Raw genomic sequence first — 21,640 nt, forward strand, 5'->3', positions numbered from 1 at the left:
GCCCCATTATTCATTATACAGTATACACTGTGCATTAATTACCCCCTGATCGCTGCCGGACAACCTCGTAGAGTACGACGCCAGTAGCAACCGAGACATTGAGTGAGCCGACTTCGCCCAGCAGCGGAATCTTGACGTGGCCGTCGACGACGCGCAGGATGTCGGGCGAAATACCGTCTTCTTCGGACCCCATTACGATGGCGAGTGGGCCCTTGAAATCATTCGATAGCGTATAGAGATCGCGGTGCGATTTTTCGGTACAAGCCAGCACCTGCACACCCGACTTTTGCAGGTACGACACCGTATCGACCAGGCTAAACTCCCGGCAAACCGAAATATGGTTCAGGGCACCCGACGACGTTTTCATGGCGTCGGAGTTGATTGCCGCCGAGCCTTTGCCCGGAATCACGATACACTGCACCCCGGCGCACTCGGCCGTACGGGCAATGGCGCCAAAGTTGCGCACGTCGGTGATCCGGTCGAGCAGCAGCAGAAACGGAACCTCGCCGCGTTCGTGCACATCGGCCATCACATTCGAGAGTTTCACGTATTGGACCGCCGCCACCAGACACACCACGCCCTGGTGGTTTTTGCGCGTCAGACGATCGAGTTTCTCGACGGGCACGCGCTGGATTGTAACCCGATTCTGGAACGCCAGATTCTGAATATCGGCGTTGCTCAGGCTTTTCTCCATGTAGAGTTTGTCGATCTGCTGCCCCGAGCGTAGCGTTTCGATCACCGACTGAATGCCGTAGACCATCTCATCAGGTCCGGGTTCCGGGCGGGTTTCTTTGGGGCGATAGGCGGGCCGGGGCTTATCATACCCTCCTGAGCGGTTGTCGCGGTCGTTACGCGGGCGGCTGGGTACGTCGTTACGGTCGCGATCGTCGCGCCGCGGGTAATCCCGGTTATCACGCCCGCCGCCAGACCGGCCTACGGGCGATTGGCGACGCGGTTCTTCATCCCGTTGCGCTGGTTCATCGCCCCGATCGTCACGAGTAAAATCGCGCGGCCGGTTTTCGTCGCTGCGATCGTGTTCATTGGGGTTCCACTCATCATTGGGGCGATTTACTCGCGAATTGCGCCGGTTCTCCATGCTTCTACGACGGGGTACCAAATCGGCTGGTATTCGACATAACGCACCAGCTCATAATGGTCCTCGACAAATTGATTTTGTTTACGATTAAATGTAAAGTTCACTTCCGACAAGTTGCTGCGCTTGTTGTACACCCACACCTCGCGGTCACGGCTGCGTTGCACCCGGTCGGGCGCGCCGAGAATGATGTAAATCATCCCCTTGTCTGTTTTCCAGCCTTCTTTGTAGGTAGTAAACAAGGCGTTGGCTTCCTCAACCCGGCCATAATAGGCCCGGATAGCCCGCTTCGCTACCTCTTCGTTGCCCGACGTCAGCGTCAGCCAGTAGCGGTCGAGGGCTTTTTTGGCTTCTTTCGACGCATTCAGTTCGGCAATCTCCGTGCCCGTGCTCATATACAACAGTGGCTTCACGAGGCGCTCGGGGCGGGTCATTTTGGGGTAACGGCCGTCACCTACGAGCAACCCAATACCGCTCTGTTCCGTTGTGTCGGTCACAAAGTAGTAGAGCCCTTCGTCGGGTAGCCGAATGGGTTCATTGGTCGTAATGGTCAGCGTGGTATCGATAGCCAGGGTGCGGGGCGCGGGCCGTTGCGATGAGCTCATCGGTGGCAGGGCCGGGTCAAATTCGTGTTTGTAGCGGTAGGCAAACAGGGTACGTTTGGTGCCCGCCACGTCGCGGATCACGATCGTGTCCTGCGCACGTGCAAAGTTACGCAATTGCGGCAGGCGGCCCGCTGCATCGAAAAGTGCATATTGATCAGCCAGGCGGGCGGTTCTGAACCGAAGCGGCAGGTCATTCAGCGCTTTTTTACCCGTGTTCTTCTCCGAAATCTCGGTCAGCATAATCGCGTTGGTCGCGTTTTTGGGCCTTGGGATCGTGAACGATACGACCAGGTGATCGTTATCGCGGGTGATGGTTTCCGGCGTCAGGGGTACGTTGCCATACGCCAGTCGCTCCCGGTTGTTGTAGTCGGGATAGATCACAAAATTGACCATAAACCGCTCCTGAAAGGTCTCAGCGGGCATTGGCTGGCCGTTTGGCTGGCTCGTAATCACATTCAGGTACACACGCAGGGCGGTGGTGTCAATAGCCAGGAACTTTCCTTTAATTGCCAAGACCGACCACTCGCTTTGTGGCTGATCGGGCGTGACAGGTGCAGCCCCCACGTCAGTCGACGGAATTGATCGGGGCTGAACCCGACCAGCAGGCCGCATCCGGTCCCCTTCTGGGTCGGCCGAGCGGGGCCGACTTTGGGCCGACGACGTACCCACCGGGGCCGAACCAGTGGCGGCGGTGCCATCGGGTGTAGGAAATTTGGGCTTTGAGGGCGCGCAGGCCGCCAAAAGGCCGAGTATCGGAAGGATGTATAAGCGACGCATATGCGAAAGGACAAGTCAATCTACCTACTTCCAACGAAAAACCATAGTCGTTTCGTTTGGTTCTATGCCTCGACGAATCGCCGGACGAACGGCGTAGCGGGGCTATCACGCAGCACGTTAGGCTCTCCGAGCTGAACGATACGGCCTGCATCCATCAGCGCAACGCGATCGGCCAGCGCAAAGGCTTCACGCACATCGTGCGTTACCAGCACAATTGTTTTGCGTTGCAGGGCCTCCAGCTCCCGAAATTCCCGGCGAATATCGGCTCGGGTGAGCGGATCGAGCGCCCCAAAGGGTTCGTCCATCAGGATAATGGGCGGGTCGGCAGCCAGCGCACGGGCCAGCCCTACGCGCTGCCGTTGTCCGCCACTCAGCTGATCGGGAAAGCGAGTCAGCAGGCTTTCGGGCAGGTGCAGCATCGTCAGCAGTTCCTGGGTACGTTGGTCGATCCGATCGGGCGCCCAACCCAACAGGCGCGGCACCAGCGCGATGTTATCGGCTACGGTGTAGTGCGGAAACAGGCCCGCCTCCTGAATGACGTAGCCGATACCCCGCCGCAATTCGTGGGGCGATTGCTGCCGCACATCAGTCCCGTTGATGGCAATCGTGCCTTCGTCAGCGTCGATGAGCCGGTTCATCATTTTCAGGGTGGTCGTTTTCCCGCTCCCCGACGTACCCAGCAAGACCAGCGTTTCGCCTGCCGCAATGGTTAACGAGATCGAGTTAACCACCGGTTGATGGTGGTAGCGCTTGGTTACCTGCGACAAAACAATGGCGGGTGTAGCCATGAAAAAATGTTGATTCTGTGGACGAAAATAAATGGTGGACCGTAAATAGGCTACGTTGTGGCGGGTGTAGCTTGCCCGCGTGATTAAGGAACAAACAGTAAACAACGTACGCGAATTAAGCCATGAACAACCCAGAAAGCGGCCCGCTAAGCGATGCGTTGGCCACCGCCTTCGTTGATCGCTCACCATTTGGCAACTATGCCATTCCTCAACCCGGTTTGGCCGCAGGTACCCCGCCACGAGTGACCATCCGGTACCGGTATTGCGACTATTTACTTGGCGAACGCACTGGCGACGTGGTATTAACCAACGCCCACGCCATTCCTATTCATCAGGTAAAGAAGCTGATCGGGGTTTTGTTTTACGACGGCCTTTATTTCGATGCGCGTCTGTGCGGACTACCCTGCCTGGCGGCGGACTATTTGCCCGATACAGACCGCGACTGGCACGAACTGGTGCGGGTCTCTTCCACCTACGAGGCTGGCACCATACCGCTGGATCTCGTTGATTTTCTGACGAATGCGTTGAAACGGCACCGACCCCAATCGTTTGCCAACCGAGCTTGTACCGAACCGTCCATCCACTAGCCGGCCTGCTGGGTACGTTACCGGCCCGGTTGACCGCCGTTCTGAAACGCTTACTAAAATCGTCGGAACATATGAGCCGATACATGGTACTTTGCTCATCAACCCTTAACCGGACTTGTTGATGAATCGGCTCTTTACCCTGCTGGCGATAACCAGACAACGATTGGCTCCTGTTCTCCAGCCTGCGCTCACTTTTGCCCGCAAACAGGCCGATAACCGCGTGTATTGGCTGATAGGCGCGCTGATCATCGCCAGTTTTCTGGTTTTTGCCGAAAATCAGCTTGGCGAGCAGAACATGAATGCGCTCGGTGGCCAGTATGCCAGTAAGGGCCCCAACCCAACCGAGTTGCTGCAACAGTGGCGCCACACGCCCGACCTGAGCGGTCAATGGAAGCTGGCCCTGCTGGAAATGCTGCTGGATATGTTTCTGTTCATTCCGGCCTACGTGGGTACGTTGCTGATCTGGTGCGGCTATTATACCGAACACTCGCTGTTTGTGACCAACCCACGCCGCCCACGCCTTACCCTGCTGATGCGCGGGCTCGGGCAGGGCGTCATGCTGGGCACACTCGCTAGTGCCGCAGCCGATGTACTTGAGAATCTGGTCCTGTTCGGGTGGTTGTTCAACTGGCCGGTGGAGTGGGTTGGTAGTGGTTTACTGAGTGCTATACGCATTGCAAAAATGGCTCCGATTGCCGTGGCGTTGTGGTACATCCTGCTGCATCCGCTGGGTATTGTGCTGTCGTTCCGCGAAGCCTTTTTCCGCCTCTTCGGTATTGACCGGTACGATCAGGAACCCATCCGGTTAGGCTTGCTACACCATATCGAGCAGCATCGGCAGAACGAGGCAGCCGTGAGTGAGCACCTGCACACGCTCGAACAGGCACAGCCTACGCTGACGCCGCTTACATTCAAACGGTATTTCCGGACGATCTGGCGGGGGTTTCTCAACGTGCAGTTTATCGTGTATCTGTTACTGCTCCTGTTTGGCCTGCTTCAGCTCGATCAGTTCGATGAACTCTTTTATTCGCTCATTAACAGCGATGAGCGGCCACGCTTCGGCGTGCTCCTTTTCTCACTTGTCTCGCTGGGGTTGTTGGGTGGCATGGTTTACGTCAGTAGCAAGCTGCTGCTGTTTGTCCAGCCCAACTATTTCGGGCAGTTCAGCTCTGACCGGCCTGCCGATTCAGCGGCGCAGCTGCTGGCGCTTCAACCCGAACTACGCCTGCTACGCAACGTACCGCTTTGGCTGGCCCATGCCCCTTTCGTGATCATGGCCTTGACGTTGATCCTGAATTATGGGCGGCTGAATGCGCTCATGGGCGAGCAAACAGCCACTGCGGGTCTGGCCTACATTACGCTGTTGATGGCGGTCATCGCGAGTGGACTGGTGTTTTACTGGATACTTCGCCCTTATCACCGGTCGCTCGATGCGCAACATATCGCCTTGTTCGAGCCACTCAATCCATCGCACGACTACGCCCTACTGGTCGATCTGGCACCACGCAGCATTCTGTTCGGACAGGGCTTACTGGTGGCTACGCTGATGGTCTTTTTGCCGACGGTGACGGGACTGCCCGCCGCACAGACTATTGGCCTCTATGCTGTGGTCTGTTTGTGGCTGGCGGCGGTGGCGTACCTGGGTACGCTCATCTACCAGTTCAATAACCTGCCCGACTTTCCGCTCATTGTGATTCTGGTGGGTCTGGTGCTCCTTTTTTCGCGCTATAACGATAACAGCGACATTCGGCTCAGCATCCCGTCGGGTCCCAATACCGCCATCACGGCCCCTTGCAATGAATCTGCCGCGCCAGCACCTAGCCTCGATTCGTCACTAGCGCTGCAACGACCCGATATAGCGGCTTACTACCGCCAATGGCTGGAGACCCGCCTCCAGGCTGATACAACCAGCCTGCTGCCCGTCATTGTGGTGGCCACAGCCGGGGGCGGTATTCGCGCAGCAGCCTGGACGACAGAAGCCCTGAGTGCCCTCAACGACTCCATTCCCTGTTTCGACCGCCACTTGTTTGCCATCAGTGGCGTATCGGGCGGGGGGGTGGGTGCGGCTACCTATGTGGCTACGCTGGCTGGCCACCGCGACTCGCTCACCTGCCTGCCCCGCCACGATGCGGTCAGCCTGAAAAAGCCTGTTCAGCGCGTCATCACCGAAGACCTGATTTCACCCACGGCCGCGGCTATGCTGTTCCGGGGTGGCGTGCATAATCTCATGCCGGTTGTGGTGCCCGCCCTCGATCGGAACCGATGGCTCGAAGATGCCTGGGAACGCGGTATGCTTTCCGACAGCGTTCAACTGGATTCGACCACGCATCAGATACTCCCGCAGTCCTTTTTGCGGCTATGGCCATCCAGAGCCGAGCTGACGGGCAACCCGCTGGTGCTGCCTGCGCTGCTCCTCAACGGAGCCGCCGCCGAGACCGGGCAGAAAGTAGTGATGACGAACCTCAACCTGGGCAACACGACCGATTCGCTCAATCCCTTTTACGACGTGGCCGATCTGTTTGCCAGCATCCGCAGCGACGTCCCCTACAAGACCGCTACGTTTCTGTGCGCCCGTTTCCCATTTGTGACGAGTGGCGGTAAGGCAACCGGGCCGTTGCCCAACATCACGGGCGCCAATTGCCAGCAAACCAGCTACCATGTCATCGATGGCGGCTATGCCGAGAATACAGGCATCCTGACGGCCGTACAGCTTATCAAAAGCCTGCAACGGATCAGCGACACCATCCGCATCGGCCCGACCCGCCGCGCTGTGGCCGGTCAGGTACGTTATTTTCTCATCTTCCTGCCCAACTACGCGGCGGCCGACACGCCGGGTACATTGAGCACGTTACGTTTCCTGGCCGAGCCCGTCAAAGGGTTCCTGAATACCTGGAACCGCAACAGCGTGGGCCTCGATCAGCTCATTGCCAACACCCTCTCGAAAGACCTCAGTTTTAAATACACCAGCCTGACGCTCGACACCCGCCGCCACCATTACCCGCTGGGCTGGTACATTTCCAAACCCGCCGTGGAGAAGATGAGTGAGCAGGTTCGGGACGACATTCATGCCGGTTTAAACGAAACACAGGCGAGTGTGCTCTGCCAAATAAAGACCTTGCTGAGCTCGTCGTTCTGCCCCGTTTTTACGCCACCTCAACGGCCTAAAACTATCCCGCAAACATTACGAGCAGGGCTTGGAAAACCCATCAAAAAGTCGTAATTTTAATCAGTTAAACAACTTCCCAAACATGGCAAAATCTGATTTGGCCACGGCCACAGCAAGTGCTAATGACAATAAGCTGAAAGCCCTCCAAACCACCATTGAAAAGTTAGACAAAGCGTTCGGCAAGGGCACGGTTATGCGCCTGAGCGAGAGCAAAGTCGTCGACATTCCCGTGATCTCAACCGGTTCGCTGGGCCTTGATCTGGCTCTTGGCATCGGTGGCGTTCCGCGGGGTCGGGTGGTGGAAATCTATGGTCCCGAATCATCTGGTAAAACCACGCTCACGATGCACTGCATCGCTGAAGCCCAAAAAGCAGGTGGCCTTGCCGCCTTCATCGATGCCGAACACGCTTTCGACCGGACGTATGCCGAGAAACTGGGCATCGATACCAATAACCTGCTGATTGCGCAGCCCGATAACGGCGAGCAGGCCCTCGAAATCACTGAACACCTGATCAGTTCAGGCGCTATCGACATCATCGTGATCGACTCCGTTGCCGCCCTCGTGCCCAAAGCCGAGATTGAAGGCGAGATGGGTGAGAGCAAGATGGGTCTGCAAGCCCGCCTGATGTCGCAGGCGCTGCGGAAGCTGACCGGTGTGATCAACAAAACACAGTGCTGCTGCATTTTCATCAACCAGTTGCGTGAGAAAATCGGCGTGATGTTCGGTAACCCCGAAACCACGACTGGTGGTAACGCCCTGAAATTCTACGCCTCGGTTCGCCTCGACATCCGCCGGATTGGGCAGATCAAAGAAGGTGCCGATAACATCATCGGTAACCGCGCCAAGGTGAAAGTGGTGAAGAACAAACTGGCGGCTCCGTTTAAAGTCGTTGAGTTCGACATCATGTACGGTCAGGGTATCTCGAAGGTGGGCGAAATCCTCGACCTCGCCGTTGAGATGGAAATCATCAAGAAGTCGGGTTCGTGGTTCTCTTACGGGGCTAGCCGCCTCGCGCAGGGCCGCGACGCCGTGAAGGATCTTATCCTCGACAACCCAGAGTTGATGGCCGAACTCGAAGCCAAAATCCGGGCGAAGATCAATGAAGATACCAACGCCCTCCTAGACCCCGTTGGTGGCACCGAAGATGACGACGAAGGCGCTATTGAAGATTAATTTCAAACCTATAAGGTCTCTAAAGACCTTATAGGTTTCTGCATAAAAGCCGCTTCTACAACAGAAGCGGCTTTTTTATTAGCAAGACCGACGTACCCAGCCACAGGAGACGTACCTGTACACACAGAGCGGTTTACCTGCCTGGCTATCACAGGCTACCTTCTTTTAAACCGTATAGAGATTTTGAAACTACTGCAATTCGAGCTTTTCAAACGCCTTTTCGGCGGCCGACTGCTCGGCTTTTTTCTTGCTGTAGCCGCTGCCTGTGGCGAAGGGCTCATCATTGACCAGCAGTTGCGCCACGAACTCGCGGTACTGACTGGAGCCATTTTCGGAGATAATTTCAAAGCGGAGTTCTTTGCCCTCGCGCTGCGCCCACTCAATGAGGCGGCTTTTGAAATTGGTATTGTTGCTGATGATCGAATCCAGGTCGTAGTGCGACAGCAGATTCTTCAGGATGAAGCGGCGAGTGAAATTAAAGCCCTTGTCGAGGTACACGGCCCCAACGAGTGCCTCCAGGGCATCGCCATACATGGATGTACGGGCTGGCATCAGTCGGCCGCGCTGTCCGTCGTATTCGATCAGGTGATCGAGGCCAATTTTTCGGGAAATGCCGTTCAGGCTTTCGCGGTTCACGATCCGTGACCGGATTTCGGTGAGGAACCCTTCGTCTTTAAAGGGGTACTTTTTGAAAAGGTATTCGGCAATGACCATACCCAATACCGCATCACCAAGGTATTCGAGCCGTTCGTTGGACTCTCGAAAACCTTTGATTTTCGTTTCCTTCGCCGCCGACGTGTGCCGCACGGCCAGCTGGTAAACGTCCAGATTCGAGGGTTGGTCGCCAATTATGTGCGCGATCGCCTGCCGGAGCTGACGTCGTTGCACTTTGCTTGGTGAAGGACTAAACCAGGCGAAAAAGGGCTGCTTAAAGAAACGGGGCAACGCGAGCTGCACAAAAGAAGCGTCAGGGATGGTCAGAATAAAGCAGGCTGTCGAGCGAGTGCCACTACGGGCGAAGAATAGAAGGGCGAACAGTCGTCGAGACGCGCCATAAACAGAAGTAAGCTGGCAGACGAAAGCTCCGTGGGGCAATCCGGCGGGAGGTGCGCCTGCCAGCTACGAGTAACCCGTGCTTAGTTAGACGCGTTGCTTTCGAGGTATTTGATTGCCTGACCGACCGTAGTGATCGTTTCGGCCTGATCGTCGGGGATTTGTACGTTGAATTCCTTTTCAAATTCCATGATCAGTTCGACCGTGTCGAGCGAATCGGCACCAAGGTCGTTGGTAAAGCTCGCTTCGGGCGTAACTTCCGAAGGGTCAACGCCTAATTTGTCAACGATGATTTGCTTTACTTTGTCAGCAGTCTGAGACATTTTGGTAGTCTTTGTTTTGGTAAAAAACTGTGCAAAGAAAACACTTTGCCAACGGATTGCCAAACAATTTTTAACCCAATCAGTCGTTTATTACATTCATTTAGTAGCCAATAACTAGCTAATAATAAGCCAATTACCGATCAATCAGCCATCCTAAGTGCGCACAGACCATCTGCACTCTACCTGGTTAATAGTGTATACCAAAAACCAGGAGCGCACCCGGAAAGCGTACCTTTGGGGTATAGGTTAATCCGTCGCTACCATGCAGCTACCCAAACTCAATCATACCGACTCCAACCGTTTTTTCCTGATGGCGGGCCCCTGCGCCATTGAAGGCCGCGACATGGCGCTGCAAATTGCCGAGCGCATCGTGACCATAACCAACCGCCTCCAGATTCCGTATATCTTCAAAGGATCGTATCGCAAAGCCAACCGGACCAAGCTTAACTCGTTTACGGGCATCGGTGATGAATTGGCGCTGTCGATTCTGGCCGAAGTGGGTCGCACATTTAATATTCCCACGGTAACCGACATTCACGAGTCGCCCGAGGCGGCAATGGCGGCGGAATATGTCGATGTATTGCAGATACCGGCGTTTCTGTGTCGGCAAACCGAACTGATCGAGGCCGCGGCCAAAACCGGCAAGGCTGTCAACGTCAAAAAAGGTCAGTTTCTATCCGGCGAAAGCATGGGCTTTGCGGTCGAAAAAGTGAAAGCAACGAATCCAGATGCCACCGTTTTCCTGACCGACCGGGGCAACTCGTTTGGCTACGGCGATCTGGTTGTCGACTACCGCAATCTGCCCGCCATGCAGGCACACGGCGTTCCGGTCGTGATGGACTGCACCCATTCGCTGCAACAACCCAATCAGGCCTCAGGCGTAACGGGCGGCAAACCGGCGCTCATTGCCACGATTGCCAAAGCCGCGATTGCCGTTGGCGCCGACGGGCTGTTTATCGAAACCCACCCCGACCCCGCCTGCGCCAAATCCGACGGAGCCAACATGCTCCCCCTCGATCAGCTGGAAGCCCTGCTCGAAAAGCTCGTTCGGGTGCGTGAGGCTATTTTGTAATGTACAATGAATGATGTACAATGCACGATGTACAATGAGGCTACGCCATCACAAACCATTGTGCATTGTACATCATTCATTGTACATTCTTCATAAAATTCGCCAGTTTGGCTTCGTCGAGCTTGCCTTGGGTACGTACCCCGCTGCATAGATCAAGGCCAAAAGGCTCGACGGCGTCGATGGCCTGTCGAACGTTGTCGGGACGCAGGCCACCCGCCAGAAAAATCGGCACGGGCGACTGCTCCCGAATCTGGCGGCTGATGGCCCAATTGTGAACCCGACCCGTGCCGCCCAGTTCTTTCACGGCCAAGTTGGGGTTGCCGCTATCGAGCAGCAACGCATCCACCTGTGGGGCAATTTGCAGCGCCTCGTCGAGCGACCGTTCATCGATCACGTGAATGACCTGTACCAGCCGAATGCCGGGCAGCGCCGTGCGGATGTCGGCGTAGGTTCCGTCAGTCAGGGCATCGACTAGCTGTATGGTGTTGGTATTGACCCGCCGCTGATGGGCGATGATCTGGCCCACCGAGGTCTCGCTGGTTAGCAAAAACGTGGCTATGGGCGGCGGCACCGCCTGGGCTATAGTTGCAATTTCGTCGTCGGTGATCACGCCGGGGCCACTGGGCATTGGCCCGACTAAACCGAGTGCAGCAGCGCCGTAGCGAATGGCCAACTGCGCCTCGGCGGGGCTGCTGATGCAACAGATTTTAACGCGTGGAGCAGACATAGCGCCGGATTTTAACGAAAATCTAAAACGAAAGACTGAGTAGTATAGGCCACGAATATGCTACTTATTGGTTAGGTGAGCGAATTACACGTTTGCCTAAACTCCCCTTCCCGGTTTAGGGTTGTAGGAACAAACCCCCGCGTGCTTGAACTTTTCGGCGATTGTGCGGGGATTACAAATTGTTTTGGTACTAATTTCGCCCGCTGCTCTATAAACGGGCATACAAACCGTTAACGCTCTCCCACGCACGTATGGCAAGTAATGCTGAATTCATCGTAGATGGCAAGTCGTACAGCTTTCCCACCTTGGAAGGCTCTGAACATGAAAAGGCTGTAGATATTTCCGTCCTCCGCGATCAGACGGGGTACGTTACGCTCGACCGGGGTTACAAAAACACGGGAGCCACCCAAAGTGCCATTACGTTTCTGGATGGAGAAGAAGGGATTTTGCGGTACCGGGGCTACTCGATTGAAGAGCTGGCGGCTAAGGCATCGTTCCTGGAAGTATCGTACCTGCTGATCTACGGCGAACTGCCCACGCAGGAGCAGTATGATTCGTTTGCCACGGCGATTCGTCGGCATACGCTGGTCAACGAAGACATGCGGAAGATTTTCGATGGCTTCCCGGTGAGTGCTCACCCGATGTGCGTGCTGGGGTCGCTGGTCAACGCGATGGCCGCTTTCTACCCCGATTCGTATGATGGCAGCAACAGCACCGACCTGCACATTACGCGGTTGATGGCGAAACTGCCCACGATCGCTACGTGGTCGTACAAGCGCTCGCTGGGGCACCCAACCAACTACCCCAAAAACGAGCTCGACTACATCCCGAACTTCCTGAATATGATGTTCGCGTTGCCGGTGGAAGACTACAAAGTTGACCCCGTCGTAGCCGAAGCCCTGAACGTACTGCTGATTCTGCACGCCGATCACGAACAGAACTGCTCAACCAGCACGGTTCGGCTCGTGGGTTCATCGCAGGCCAACATTTACTCGTCGATCGCGGCGGGCATCAATGCCCTGTGGGGTCCGCTGCATGGTGGAGCCAACCAGGAGGTCATCGAGATGTTGGAAGAAATTAAGGCCGGTGGTGGCGACGTAGCGAAGTACATCGACATGGCGAAAAACGCGAAAACGACGGGCTTCCGCCTGTTTGGTTTCGGTCACCGCGTGTACAAGAACTTCGACCCCCGCGCCAAGATCATCAAGAAAGCCGCCGACGACGTGCTGAACAAGCTCGGCGTAAACGATCCGGTGCTTGAAATCGCCAAAGGGCTTGAAGAAGCTGCCCTAAACGACCCCTACTTCGTTCAGCGGAAACTCTACCCCAACGTCGACTTCTACTCGGGCATCATTTACCGCGCCCTCGGTATCCCGACGAATATGTTTACCGTGCTGTTTGCCATCGGCCGCCTGCCTGGCTGGATTGCCCAGTGGAAAGAAATGCGCGAGCAAAAAGAGCCAATCGGTCGTCCGCGTCAGATTTACACGGGCGCTACCCTCCGCGAGTTTGTCCCCATCGCCGATCGGAAGTAGAATCTATATTTGATTTTTATAGCAAAGGCCGGTAACCAAGAGTGGTTACCGGCCTTTGTTTTTATGATAATACCGAAGCTGAAGCTTCTGTTGTAGGTCGTATTCAGGCTTCACATAGCGCCATCACCACTCTTGCCAATGGGTGCATAATCCAGTCTTGGCAGGGTTTGTCAATACGTACCTGATTATTCGCGTAAGCTCAGCATCCCTTTGGTTAAGTATAAGTGGCTTACGCTGAGTGATTACAAATTAAACTTGCATTTCCGTTGATCTCTTGAGAAAGACAGGGCTTGCTGCGCGCTAATTTCGCGGCCGAAGCAGGAGCTTCGGTATTACTATGAGTCAACTTCCTCAACGTGACAAGGCCGTTATCTGGCACCCGTTTACCCAAATGCAAACCGCGCCGCTGCCGGTGCCCATTGTGCGGGGCGAAGGGTCGGTGTTGTATACCGCCGATGGGCGGGCTATTCTCGACATGATTTCGTCGTGGTGGGTGAACCTGCACGGTCATGCCCATCCGCACATTGCCAGCCGGATCAGCGAACAACTGCTGACGCTTGAGCACGTCATTTTTGCCGGTTTTACGCACGAGCCCGCCGTTCAGTTGGCAGAGCGACTACTGCCCATCCTGCCCGATAACCAGCGTCGGGTTTTTTACTCTGATAATGGGTCAACGGCGGTAGAGGTAGCCTTGAAAATGGCCTTCCAGTACTGGCATAATCTCGGGCAGCCACGCCGCAAAGTCGTCGCGTTTGACGATGCTTACCACGGCGATACGTTCGGCGCGATGGCCGTAGGCGGACGGTCGACGTTTACTACGCCCTTTGCCCCGTTTTTGTTCGACGTAACGTTTCTGCCCACGCCTGTGCCGGGTCGCGAAGCGGAGGTGCTTGAGCTGGCAAAAGCGGCTTTCACTGACGACGTGGCGGCTTTCATCGTGGAGCCGCTGGTGCAGGGGTCGGGCGGGATGAACATGTATTCGCCCGCCGTGCTGGATCAGCTCTTTTCGATGGCGCGGGCCAAGGGCGCATTGCTCATTGCCGACGAAGTGATGACCGGCTTTGGCCGAACCGGCAAGCTGTTTGCCAGCCACTACCTGACCGAAAAACCCGACCTGATGTGTCTCTCGAAAGGACTGACGGGCGGCACGATGGCCCTCGGCGTAACGACCTGCACGCAGACTATTTACGACGCCTTCCTTTCGACCGACCGGATGAAGACGCTCTTTCACGGGCACTCGTTCACGGCCAATCCGCTAGCCTGCACGGCTGCGCTCGCCAGCCTCGATTTGCTGCTCACGCCCGAACGCATGGCCGATACTGAGCGCATTGCCGCACAGCACGCCCGTTTCGCCGATGAACTGCGTACGCAGCCCCGCGTGGCCAATGTGCGTCAGTTGGGTACGTTGCTGGCGTTTGATCTCGTAACAGACGGGCAAACCACCTCTTACTTCAATAATATCCGCGACGTAGCCTACAATTTCCTGCTTGAGCGCGATGTATTAATGAGGCCGCTGGGCAATGTGCTGTACCTGATGCCCCCCTACTGCACCACCAACGCCCAACTCGATCAGGCCTACGAGGCCGTGCGGGCTTTGCTGGGTACGTTGTAAATTTTCCCTTAGCGGGCGGTTTAAACCGCCCGCTAAGGGAAATCGTATTGCTATTTTTACCCTATGTTTTCTTCGCATATACCCGCGTCGGCCGTGACGTATTGTCGGGCGCTGCAACGTCAATACCCCTTTCAATTCCGGCTGTCGCGACCCCGTAAAACGCGACTGGGCGACTTCCGGGCACTACCCGACCGCACCACGCACATCACCGTCAACGCCGACCTGAATCCGTACGCCTTTCTGATTACGCTAGTCCACGAGATTGCCCACTGCGCCGTTTACCACACCTACAAGCGTCCGGGAAAGCCCCACGGACGTACCTGGCAAACGGCGTTTCAGCGGCTGATGACTCCTTTATTGACCGAAACCGTTTTCCCCGCTGACGTGCTGCATCCGCTGCGCGCTTACCTGACCAAACCGGCCGCTACCACCTCGGCCCAACCCCTACTCATGCAGGCATTACGGCAGCATAACCCCACGGCGGCCTCGCTGCCCCAGCCGGGATTGCCTACCTTGCGCCAACTTCCCGAAGGTCAGGCCTTTCGGTTTGGCAAAAAAACCTACGTCCGGGGTAAGTTACGACGTACCCGCGTCGTTTGTAAAGACATACAATCGGGCCGATCCTACGCTATTCTGGCCGATGTCGGCGTGGAAATTGATGAGTAGCAGGAACGGGGAAGGCAATACGGTATGAGGAATTTATACAGGCGGTATCAACAGACAACAACGAACAGGCCATTCATGGCCCTGTTGGCTGTGTGCATCCTCCAAGTTGCCTTATCGGTTTCGGCGCAGGCGCAATCGGTGCTGGCTACAGGAAAATGGTACAAGATCGGCGTGTTGGGGTCGGGCGTTTACCAACTCGACTATGCCAAACTGACCCAAATCGACCCCGCCTTTGCCACCGCCGATCCGCGCCTCTTCCGGCTATTCGGTAATGGCGGTGCGCCCCTACCCCAACCCAACAACGCTCCGCGCCCCATCGATCTGGTTGAGAATGCCATTCAGGTACGTGGCGAAACGGATGGCCGCTTCGACGCGGGCGACGCGCTACTGTTCTACGCACAGGGGCCACGCACCATCAGCCGTGACGCCAAAACCGGCCGCTTTCAGCACCAGTTCAACCCATACACTGACACCACCTTTTACTTCCTGACGATCGGCCCTACCAACGGCAAGCGCATCGCCACCCGCCCCGCCGACGTGCTCACCAGCGGCCCGATCAGCAGCACCTTTACGGATTATGCCTTCTACGAACGCGATACCACGAAAGTACCGGGCGTAAACTCAGGCCGCGACTGGGTGGGAGACAGTTACGGGTTTTATCCCCAGCAATCGGTTTCGTTCCGGCTGCCGGGGCGGGTTGCCAACGTACCCAGCCTTGTTACGCTCTCGGCGGTAGCGGTGTCGCTACAACCCTCGGCCTTTAGCGTGACGCAGGGAACGCAGTCGGTCGTGCGAGCCTCGTTTCCGGCCATTAGTAGCTATATCTATGCGCCCCGCGGAGCACCACAGGTTGCGTCGGGGCAAGCGGTATTACCCAACACGAGCGACGAGCTGGTTTTTACGCTGACCTACGATGCCCAGGGCGCCAGCGGCGCAGCGGCCTATCTGGATTATCTGGCCGTGCAGACCAGCCGCACCATTGCCCAATACGAACAACCAAGCTGGGTACGTAGCGGGCGCGGGCGGTATGTGGCGACCCAGGCCACCAACGACCTGCTCATCTGGGACGTGCAGCAGCCGACAACACCTGTTCAGCAAGCCTACACGCTGGCCAACGGGCAGGCAAACTGGTCGGTAGCTGATAGCGCCTCATTTTTTTTACACACAGCCCGCAACCTGAGTGCACCAGCCACCATTACGCGGCTGGCGAACCAGAACCTACGCGGCCAACCTACGCCTAACCTGCTCATCGTCTGCCCCGATGCGTGGCGCGATCAGGCGGAGCGGCTGGCTCAATTCCGGCGCGACAACGACAAGTTGACCGTGCTGGTGGTCTCGCCGCAGCAGATCTACAACGAGTTCTCGACCGGGCAACAAGACCCAACCGCCATCCGCGACTACTGCCGGTTCCTGAGTGGACGGGCTTCGGGGTCAGCCAATACATTGCGGTATCTATTGCTGATGGGCGATGCCTCGTATGATTTCCGCAATAAAGCCGGACTATTATCGGCTGCCCAACAGGCAAACCTCGTACCGACCTACGAAAGCCGCGAATCGCTCGACCCGGTGCGCAGCTTCAGCTCCGACGATTATTTCGGTTTTCTAAAAGATACCGATGGCGACTGGGCCGAAACCCCCACGGGAAATCATCTGCTGGACATTGGGGTGGGGCGATTGGCCGTGAAAACGCCCACCGAAGCCCGTAATGTGGTCGATAAGCTCATCCGGTATGCCAGTGATAAGCGCCTGCTGGGCGACTGGCGCAGCCGCCTGACGCTCGTGGCCGACGATGGCGACTACAACATCCACAACCAGGATGCCGACCGGCTGGCGGCCATGGTCGAGGCCTATCACCCCGAATTTCGGCCCGAACGGCTGTTTCTGGCCCAATATCCGAAAGACACCACCGGCAAAGACGCCCTTGACCGGCCCATCGAGAAAGCCCCTCAGGTGAATCAGGCAATTGGGCGGGCCATCGACGACGGGCGACTGATTATTAATTACGCCGGGCATGGCGGTACAAGCGGCTGGGCGCAGGAACAAATTCTGACCGTCGGCGACATCCTGGCTTGGAAAAACAGCCGCCTTCCGCTATTTGTCACGGCCACCTGCGCATTCGGTCGCTACGATAATCCCGTGGAAGTATCGGGTGCTGAACTGGCTCAACTCGACCGGGCGGGTGGGGCCATTGGGCTGCTCACCACGGCCCGGCCCGTCTATGCCAACACCAATTACCTGCTCAACGAAGCCTTTTATCGGGCCATTTTCAAAGCCATCGAAAGCAATGGACAAGCTACCGCAGGTACGTTGCCCCGCCTCGGTGACGTGATGCGCGACACCAAAAACAACAGCCTCTCCGACGTACTCAACCGGAATTTCACCTTGCTGGGCGACCCCTCGATGCGGCTGGCATACCCTCAGAATAGCATCACCTTTACCCGCCTGAATGGGCGTACCCTCGCGCCCGCCCGCCCCGACACTATCCGGGCCGGGCAGCGTATCACGCTTGAGGGAGAAATCCGGACGGCGGGCGGCACGGCGGTATCAGACGGAGTGCCGCTTAGTACGTTCAATGGCACGGCGCGGGTACTCGTCTACGACAAAGCGACGCGCCTACGTACCCGCGAAACACCCGATGCCGAGTCATACGCTTACAATGCCTTCCAGAGTCTGTTGTTTGCCGGGCACGCGACAGTGCAGCAGGGGCGCTTTTCGGTCAGCTTCACAGTGCCTGCCGATGTGGTGCCGAATTTCGGATTCGGGCGGGTGCAGGCCTATGCCATACAGACCGATAGCACCACCGACGCTGTGGGAGCCTATGCACAACTGGTAATGGGCGGAACGGCTAGTCCGGGCGACACCGACACACGTCCACCTAGCCTGACGCTGAGCCTCGTAGGCGCCAACCCCGCTGCCGAACGGCCTACCGTTGTAGGCCCGCTGGTGCAGGTACGTCTTCAGGTAGCCGATGAAACCGGCGTGAACCTGACCCAGACAACCGCCAACCGGGGACCCACCCTTCAACTCGACACAAACTTACCTTTTCGCATCGCCGACTATTATACGGGCGCGGCGGATGGGCAGCAGGGGCAGTTCGTAATCCCGCTGGGCAATCTGGCGGCAGGTACGTATACGATTCGGGCACAAGTGTTTGACTTAAGCAATAATTCGGCGCAGGCGACGTTGACTTTCGTAGTCTCCGACAAGCCGGGTTTGGCCATTCAGCGACTGGTTGCCGCCCCAAATCCGGTGCAGGCGCAAAGCAATTGGCTCATGACGCATAATCAGGCAGGCCAACACCTGAACTGGACGTGGCGGTTGCTTGATGCCTCGGGGCGGATTGTTACTGAGCGGCAGGATTCTTGTTACGACTGCGCCGAAACCGTCCAGATTGGTCGTTACGACGCCCAGACTATGCCCCTGGCAACGGGAATTTATATATTACAAGTGCAGGCCCAAAACCCCGAAACGGGTGAGCAAACGACAGCCAGTACCCGATTATTGAACCGAAACGAATAACCATTCCCTTACTCCGGTCTCGCAATACCAACGTGTTGTAGAGCGTAAGTCCGGTAAACCTACTAATTTTGACCACCGCTTTCGGGTCATTTCACGGAGCGGCATTTCGCACTAATTATGAAGCGTATTTTTTCCTGCTTCCTGCTTGGCGCAGGGTTTGTTGCATCGGGTACAGTAGCAATGGCTCAGGCAACGCAACCGGGATCATTCACCAACCTGAATGGTGGTATCAACGTACCGAACTCGGCCGTTCCCTTCCTCAACTTCACCCCCGACGCCCGCTCGGGTGGGCTTGGTGATGCCGGGGTGGCCCTCGACAACCCCGACGCCAACGCCATTTTCTGGAACCCCGCGAAACTGGTCGATGCCAAGTCGGATGCCGGTGCGACCGTATCCTACACACCTTGGCTGCGAGGGATCATCAACGACATGTATTACGGTTATTTCTCGGGTTACAAGAAGGTAGCAAAAGATCAGGTCATTGGCCTCTCGCTGCTCTATTTCGATCTGGGCTCTATCGACTTCACCAACGCGCAGGGCATTTCTACAGGTACGTTCAACTCGCGGGAGTTCGCGTTTACGGCCAACTACTCGCGGCGGCTGTCGCGGACGTTCTCGATGGGCGTCAACCTCAAATACCTGAATTCCAACCTGGGGGCGGGCGCGTCGTTCTCCAATGGCACGCCCTTGCAGGCAGGGTCGACCGCTGCGGCCGACATCAGCGCCTACTACGCCAATTCAAGCATCGATGCTTCGTCGGGCCGCGGCATCAGCTGGGCGTATGGTCTAATGATCTCAAACATCGGTGGAAAAGTCAACTACGGCAGTACAGATCAGTACTACATACCCACCAATCTGCGGCTGGGTGGTCGGTTTACTTACCACGCCGACACCTACAGCAAGTTCAACTTCATTGTCGACTTTAACAAGCTGATGGTACCCACCCCACCGACCTACGCGCTGGTGAACGGAAGACGGGTAATTGTAGCCGGGCAAGACCCCAACCGGCCTTACCTCAGCGCGGTGTTTGGCTCGTTTGCCGATGCACCCGGTGGCTTCTCGGAAGAATTGAAAGAAATCACCGGCTCGATCGGGGCCGAATATTGGTACAACGATCAGTTTGCTGCCCGGGTTGGTTTCTTCGGCGAATCAGTCGAGAAAGGCGGCCGGCAGTATGCAACGGCGGGTATTGGCGCCCGGTTGTCGAACCTCGGTCTCGACTTTTCGTACCTGATCCCGACGCGGCAAGGCAGCCCACTGGCTAATACCCTGCGCCTTTCGCTGATCTTCAACTTCAACAAAGGAGACCGTGTTGCTGAAGATGCCGACGAAACGGCCGACGAAGCTAAGTAGTTATTTGTCGGTTTGCCTGCCGGTCTGTCCACCACGGTAGTGGCCGGGACGGCGCGCAAATCGGCCCTTTTTAAATCGGCAACCTGTTCTTACGGGTTGCCTTTTTCATACAAGCCAGTTGACTTACATGACACTCGACCGCACTATTGCGCCTGATTTTCACCCGGTTCAGGATATTCAGTCTGTTGCCGTTGATACCCAACAGCTCGACAACGGCGCGCCGCTGTATGTCGTTACCTTCGATCAACAGCCCGTTATGCGGCTGGAGATCAATTTCGATGCCGGTACGTGGTATGAAGAGGGACGCCCCGGCACCTCGTTTTTTGCCTGGAAAATGCTGGCCGAAGGCACCAAACAACACACATCGGCCCAAATCAGCGATGGCTTTGATCGGTACGGTGCGTTTCTGGAACTGAACAACGGCTTCGACCGGGGCAATCTTATTGTTTACTGCCAACCTAAGCATTTAGGCAGCGTGTTACCGCTGGTTGCTGAATTGCTCACCGAGGCAACGTACCCAGAAAAGGAATTCGAGGACCTTCGGACGATTACCCTGCAAAACCTGAAAGTCAGTTTCGAGAAAACGGCCCACGTGGCCAACGTACGGCTTCGGCAAAAACTGTATGGGCCCAATCACCCGTATGGCCGCAGCCAGAACCCTGACATGGTAGCCGCCCTGACCCGCGCCGATGCCGTTGCCTTTTACGATCAACATATCCGCCAACGCCCATTCCGGGTGCTGATGGCCGGTCAGGTGGGGCTTACCGAAATCGCGCTGGTCAATCAGGTGCTGGGGCAGTTGCCCATGATGGCCTCACCTGAGCCGGTAGCCGATCAACCCATACAGCCCCAAACCGATACGTCTGCTGAGCTCATCGAGAAAGCCGGTAGTCTGCAATCGTCGATTCGGATTGGCCGCATGCTTTTCCGGCGCGATCACCCCGACTTTCACAAGATGCTGGTGACCAACGAAGTGCTGGGCGGTTATTTCGGCTCACGCCTGATGAAGAACATCCGCGAAGAGAAGGGTTTCACCTACGGCATCTCGTCCAATGTGGGCGCCTTCCGCCACGCGGGGCAGTTTATGATCGGCACCGATGTAAAGCGCGAGTTTACCCAGCAAACGATCGACGAAGTCTGGAAGGAGATCCACCGCCTGCAAACCGAGCCCGTCCCGGCCGACGAGCTGACAGTGGTGCAGAACTACATGGCGGGCGAATTCGTCGGTTCGCTTAACACGCCTTTCGAGATTGCCGACCGGTACAAACTCATTCTGCTCGACGGCCTGCCAGTCGATTTTCTGAGCACCTACATCCGCCGCATCCGCGCCGTCACGGCCGCCGATATTCAGGAAATGGCCCAAACCTACTTCACTCCGGAATCGATGATCGAAGTCGTTGTGGGGGGGAAAGCGTAGGGAATGTACAATGTATAATGCACGATGCACAATGGGCTGACGCAAGAGAAAGACGCGTCAGCCCATTGTGCATCGTGCATTATACATTGTACATTCCCTCTTTTTTCTTCTATAAATTATCCTTTTTGGTGTAGCTTTGTCATTCCGATTCCGCTTTGTATCCTAAATAAATA

General features: G+C 56.5%; 16 protein-coding genes. 10 read left to right on the top strand and 6 right to left on the bottom strand.

Going from position 1 to position 21,640, the window contains the following annotated elements:
* Positions 1 to 34: 34 nt before the first annotated feature.
* The 3 genes from rlmB to ACAW74_RS07980 all read right to left on the bottom strand — a co-directional run bounded on the left by rlmB (position 35) and on the right by ACAW74_RS07980 (position 3,263).
* Positions 35 to 760, bottom strand: a complete 726-nt coding sequence (rlmB, locus tag ACAW74_RS07970; protein WP_370698029.1) for a 23S rRNA (guanosine(2251)-2'-O)-methyltransferase RlmB — start codon at positions 758 to 760, stop codon at positions 35 to 37.
* A 308-nt stretch (positions 761 to 1,068) separates the two neighbouring features.
* A complete protein-coding gene (locus tag ACAW74_RS07975) occupies positions 1,069 to 2,475 on the bottom strand; it encodes a GWxTD domain-containing protein (protein WP_370697660.1) in 1,407 nt (468 codons plus the stop codon).
* Positions 2,476 to 2,537: 62 nt separating this feature from the next.
* A complete protein-coding gene (locus ACAW74_RS07980; RefSeq protein WP_370697661.1) occupies positions 2,538 to 3,263 on the bottom strand; it encodes an ABC transporter ATP-binding protein in 726 nt (241 codons plus the stop codon).
* 122 nt (positions 3,264 to 3,385) lie between these two features.
* On the opposite strand from ACAW74_RS07980, the gene ACAW74_RS07985 reads away from it, so the two are divergent.
* The 3 genes from ACAW74_RS07985 (at position 3,386) to recA (ending at position 8,190) form a co-directional block, all read left to right on the top strand.
* Positions 3,386 to 3,850 carry a hypothetical protein gene (locus ACAW74_RS07985; RefSeq protein ID WP_370697662.1) on the top strand — a complete coding sequence of 155 codons (465 nt, stop codon included), beginning with the start codon at positions 3,386 to 3,388 and terminating at the stop codon, positions 3,848 to 3,850.
* 121 nt (positions 3,851 to 3,971) lie between these two features.
* Positions 3,972 to 7,070: a hypothetical protein gene (locus ACAW74_RS07990; RefSeq protein ID WP_370697663.1), complete on the top strand. Its 3,099-nt coding sequence runs from the start codon at positions 3,972 to 3,974 to the stop codon at positions 7,068 to 7,070.
* Positions 7,071 to 7,098: 28 nt separating this feature from the next.
* Complete coding sequence (gene recA, locus ACAW74_RS07995) at positions 7,099 to 8,190, top strand: recombinase RecA (RefSeq protein WP_370697664.1); 1,092 nt, start codon at positions 7,099 to 7,101, stop codon at positions 8,188 to 8,190.
* A gap of 189 nt (positions 8,191 to 8,379) precedes the next feature.
* Here the strand turns inward: recA and rnc are convergent, their stop codons facing one another.
* Complete coding sequence (gene rnc / locus ACAW74_RS08000) at positions 8,380 to 9,078, bottom strand: ribonuclease III (protein ID WP_370697665.1); 699 nt, start codon at positions 9,076 to 9,078, stop codon at positions 8,380 to 8,382.
* 248 nt (positions 9,079 to 9,326) lie between these two features.
* Positions 9,327 to 9,566, bottom strand: coding sequence for an acyl carrier protein (locus ACAW74_RS08005; protein WP_015329936.1), 240 nt, complete (start codon positions 9,564 to 9,566; stop codon positions 9,327 to 9,329).
* A 262-nt stretch (positions 9,567 to 9,828) separates the two neighbouring features.
* Here ACAW74_RS08005 and kdsA point away from each other — a divergent pair, with 262 nt between their 5' ends.
* The gene (kdsA, locus tag ACAW74_RS08010; protein ID WP_370697666.1) at positions 9,829 to 10,638 is read left to right on the top strand and encodes a 3-deoxy-8-phosphooctulonate synthase; all 810 of its coding nucleotides are present in this window, start codon (positions 9,829 to 9,831) and stop codon (positions 10,636 to 10,638) included.
* Between the two features lie 76 nt (positions 10,639 to 10,714).
* Here the strand turns inward: kdsA and ACAW74_RS08015 are convergent, their stop codons facing one another.
* Entirely contained in the window at positions 10,715 to 11,365 is a 651-nt protein-coding gene (locus tag ACAW74_RS08015) for a phosphoribosylanthranilate isomerase (RefSeq protein ID WP_370697667.1), read from the bottom strand.
* A 251-nt stretch (positions 11,366 to 11,616) separates the two neighbouring features.
* Here ACAW74_RS08015 and ACAW74_RS08020 point away from each other — a divergent pair, with 251 nt between their 5' ends.
* From ACAW74_RS08020 to ACAW74_RS08045, 6 genes are all read left to right on the top strand, one after another.
* Positions 11,617 to 12,900: a citrate synthase gene (locus ACAW74_RS08020; RefSeq protein WP_370697668.1), complete on the top strand. Its 1,284-nt coding sequence runs from the start codon at positions 11,617 to 11,619 to the stop codon at positions 12,898 to 12,900.
* A gap of 337 nt (positions 12,901 to 13,237) precedes the next feature.
* Positions 13,238 to 14,512 carry an adenosylmethionine--8-amino-7-oxononanoate transaminase gene (bioA, locus tag ACAW74_RS08025; RefSeq protein WP_370697669.1) on the top strand — a complete coding sequence of 425 codons (1,275 nt, stop codon included), beginning with the start codon at positions 13,238 to 13,240 and terminating at the stop codon, positions 14,510 to 14,512.
* 63 nt (positions 14,513 to 14,575) lie between these two features.
* Positions 14,576 to 15,178, top strand: coding sequence for a SprT-like domain-containing protein (locus tag ACAW74_RS08030; protein ID WP_370697670.1), 603 nt, complete (start codon positions 14,576 to 14,578; stop codon positions 15,176 to 15,178).
* Positions 15,179 to 15,253: 75 nt separating this feature from the next.
* Positions 15,254 to 18,697, top strand: coding sequence for a type IX secretion system sortase PorU (gene porU / locus ACAW74_RS08035; RefSeq protein ID WP_370697671.1), 3,444 nt, complete (start codon positions 15,254 to 15,256; stop codon positions 18,695 to 18,697).
* A 117-nt stretch (positions 18,698 to 18,814) separates the two neighbouring features.
* Entirely contained in the window at positions 18,815 to 20,050 is a 1,236-nt protein-coding gene (gene porV / locus ACAW74_RS08040) for a type IX secretion system outer membrane channel protein PorV (RefSeq protein ID WP_370697672.1), read from the top strand.
* 127 nt (positions 20,051 to 20,177) lie between these two features.
* Positions 20,178 to 21,467, top strand: a complete 1,290-nt coding sequence (locus ACAW74_RS08045) for a M16 family metallopeptidase (RefSeq protein ID WP_370697673.1) — start codon at positions 20,178 to 20,180, stop codon at positions 21,465 to 21,467.
* Positions 21,468 to 21,640 lie beyond the last annotated feature (173 nt).

The sequence above is a fragment of the Fibrella musci genome (genome assembly GCF_041321105.1).
GTDB classification, from domain to species: Bacteria; Bacteroidota; Bacteroidia; order Cytophagales; family Spirosomataceae; genus Fibrella; species Fibrella musci.